Annotated in this window: 2 protein-coding genes and 1 tRNA gene; 1 reads left to right on the top strand and 2 read right to left on the bottom strand. The window is 59.1% G+C overall.

Going from position 1 to position 3,029, the window contains the following annotated elements; genetic code table 11:
* Window positions 1-2: 2 nt before the first annotated feature.
* Window positions 3-87: transfer RNA gene (locus HKN37_11105), tRNA-Leu, on the bottom strand.
* 196 nt (window positions 88-283) lie between these two features.
* Between HKN37_11105 and HKN37_11100 the strand changes: the two genes are divergently transcribed.
* Window positions 284-2,527, top strand: a complete 2,244-nt coding sequence (locus HKN37_11100) for a S46 family peptidase (GenBank protein NNE47196.1) — start codon at window positions 284-286, stop codon at window positions 2,525-2,527.
* Here HKN37_11100 and HKN37_11095 read toward each other — a convergent pair.
* On the bottom strand, window positions 2,524-3,029 hold a 506-nt coding region (locus HKN37_11095; protein ID NNE47195.1), incomplete at its 5' end, for a peptidase. The genes HKN37_11100 and HKN37_11095 overlap by 4 nt on opposite strands.

Below are 3,029 nucleotides of genomic sequence, written 5' to 3'. Positions count from 1 at the left end.
TGTACGAGAGGGGGGACTCGAACCCCCACGGGTGTTACCCCACTAGATCCTAAATCTAGCGCGTCTACCAAATTCCGCCACTCTCGCAAGCGGCAGGCTGTTATCGCGCGCGCAGCCATTGGTTCCGCAGCCATTCGGGGCATTCCGGACTTCCCCCGGTTTGCATGCGCACCCACGATGCCAACCGGAACCATCCTCAAATCATACGATATTCCTAGAACCTCGCCGTGCCGAGAGGGTATGCATGCGCTGAACCCCGCTCGACCGCCCACCTATATCCGCTATGAAGAATTTTACCCTGCGCGCACTCACGGTCAGCATCCTGCTGGTCACCGGATGCTCCACCTCAAAACATACGGCTGTCGTTACGGAGAAGCCGCCCTCCACCGAGAAGCTCGGCACTCCGCAACACGTGTCGACCGCCGCTGCCGCTCCGGCCGCTGCCGTCGTCGCCCCCGGCCGCTTCGACGGTGGCAAGATGTGGACCTTCGATAATCCGCCGATGGAGTACTTCAACGAGGCGTACGGCTTTCGTCCCGATTCCGCCTGGTTCGATAAGGCCCGACTCGGCTCCCTGCGCTTTGCGACCTACTGCTCCGCATCTTTCGTTTCTCCCAACGGCCTCATCGCCACCAATCACCATTGCGGACGCGGCAGCGTTTCCGATGTGAGCAAGAAGGGGGAGAACCTGCTGGACAATGGCTTCTACGCCGGCCACGTGGAGGACGAGCGCAAAGTAGAGGAGTTGTTCGTGGAGCAGCTCATCTCGATAGAAGACGTCACCGACCAGGTATACGCTGCAGTCAAAGGTGTTTTCGGTGACGAGGCTCAGTCAGGAGCGAGAAGACAGAAAGCTGACGCCGTCGAACAGACGATGACCAACAAGGTCAAGGCAACCGACTCGACGCTATCGGTGCAGGTGATAGAACTCTATAACGGCGGACAGTATTCGGCATATACGTTCAAGCGATACGATGATGTCCGACTCGTGATGGCCCCCGAACTGCAGATCGGCTACTTCGGCGGTGACCCGGACAACTTCACCTACCCGCGATTCAACCTGGACTTCAGTTTGTTTCGCGCCTATGGCGAGGATGGTCTCCCGCTCAAGACCGAGAAGTATTTCCCGTGGTCGGTCGACGGGGTTAAGGAAGGCGACGCAGTATTCATTGTGGGAAATCCTGGATCGACCAGCCGGCTTAGCACAGTCAGCCAGCTGGAGTTTGAGCGCGATCACTCGCTGCCGGCGCAGCTCGGGATCTTCACGAGCAGATCGGCAATTCTGAAGGCCTACATCGACGCCCACCCTGAGGAGGCTGAAGAGTACGATCTCAGAAACACGTACTTCTCTCTCGAAAACTCGATCAAGGCATTCCGCGGACAGCTCTCTGGACTCAAGGATCCATATTTGATCGCACGGAAGAACGGCGCCGAACAGGAACTGAAGAGAGCGTTGTCGGCGACCGATTCTTTGAACAAGCTGTACGGTTCGGTCTTCAACGACATTGCGACGATGCAAAAATCGAAGCAGGCTGTCGCCGGGCAGTCTGGCGCGTTCACGTACTTCGGATCGGAGGCGTTGACGTCGCACATTCTGCTCCGCGGTCTGTATGGCTACCTGCACGATTTTCTCAAAGAGCGTGGCGCTCCCGCGGAAAGGACTTCGTCCCTGAAGAAGGACGGCCTGGCAGTAGACGACTGGCCTGCCGAGATCGAAGAGCAGTTCATCGCCGCCCGGTTGTCGGAGATGAAGTCCTATCTCGGTGCCGACCATCCGATCGTGAAAGGAATACTCAACGGAAGCACTCCGGATTCAGTCGCGAAGCGTGTCGTGGCGGGCACGGCGCTGAAGGATTCGACCGGATTCGCGGGACTGCTTGACAAGGGCTACAGATCAAGTGGAGACCCGACCGTAAAACTGATCAACGCACTGGCGCCGGCCTATCTCAGTCTGGGCCAGCAGCTCTCCAGTTTTCAGTCCACCGAGGAGAATCTGAATGCGAAGCTGGCACGGGCGCGTTTCGCCATCCACGGTCGCACAATGCCACCCGACGCTACGTTCTCGCCGCGACTTGCGGACGGCGTGGTTGCCGGGTACGATTACAACGGCACGCGCGCGCCCGCATTCACTACGCTGTTCGGACTTCTCGATCACTACTACTCGTACAAGGGTCGCGAAGAGTGGAAGCTTCCGGAACGCTGGATCAATGGTGCGGCTAACGTCGACCTCTCGACTCCGCTGAACTTCGTTTCGACGAACGACATCACCGGCGGCAACTCGGGTTCTCCGGTGTTGAATCGTGATCTGGAACTGGTCGGCCTCGCGTTCGACAGCAATGTCGAAGCGCTACCCAACGAGTATCTGTTTCTTGATGTCAGCGGACGTACCGTGTCGGTCGATTCGCGAGGCATTCTGGAGGCGCTCGACGATATCTACGATGCGGATCGCCTGGTGCTCGAGCTGAAGACCGGCACGTTCTATGAGTCGGAAGAGAAGGCGGACGAAGCGGTGATGGTGGCGCACTAAAGACGGTCCGAAAGAGCGGCGACGATTGCAGGGGTTACGTCGAGAATCGACGCGACGTCACCGAACAGCGGGGCCGCAGGCCCGACCGCAATGAACGGGACCGGGTTGCGAGTGTGGGTCTTGCGCGAGAGATCTTCCATGTTGCCGTGGTCGCTCGTTACCAGCAGCGTGATTTCGGCTCGCCGTGACTCCGTGGTCAGCGTTCCGAGAAACCGGTCGAGGGACATCAGGACCGTGCGCGCATCATCGAACGATCGGCTGTGGCCCACCTTGTCCGTCATAAAGTACTCGAACACAGTGAGTCGGTGAAACCGCGACAGTTCGACCAGTGACGTGGCGGCCTCATCTTCAGTCACAGGCGATGCATCGAATCCGGCCGATGCCAGTCTCTCACCGGTGATGTCGGCGGCGACGGCCTGCCCGTTTCGCAGATCGCCCAGGTCGCGTATCGGAATTCCTGCGTCAAGACAGCAGCGGGTCGTGACCGTCCACCTGTCGCGCG

The organism is Rhodothermales bacterium, assembly GCA_013002345.1.
Taxonomy (GTDB): domain Bacteria; phylum Bacteroidota; class Rhodothermia; order Rhodothermales; family JABDKH01; genus JABDKH01.
The sequence above is the reverse complement of the archived record's forward strand: the minus strand, read 5'-3'. Positions and strand labels throughout refer to the sequence as shown.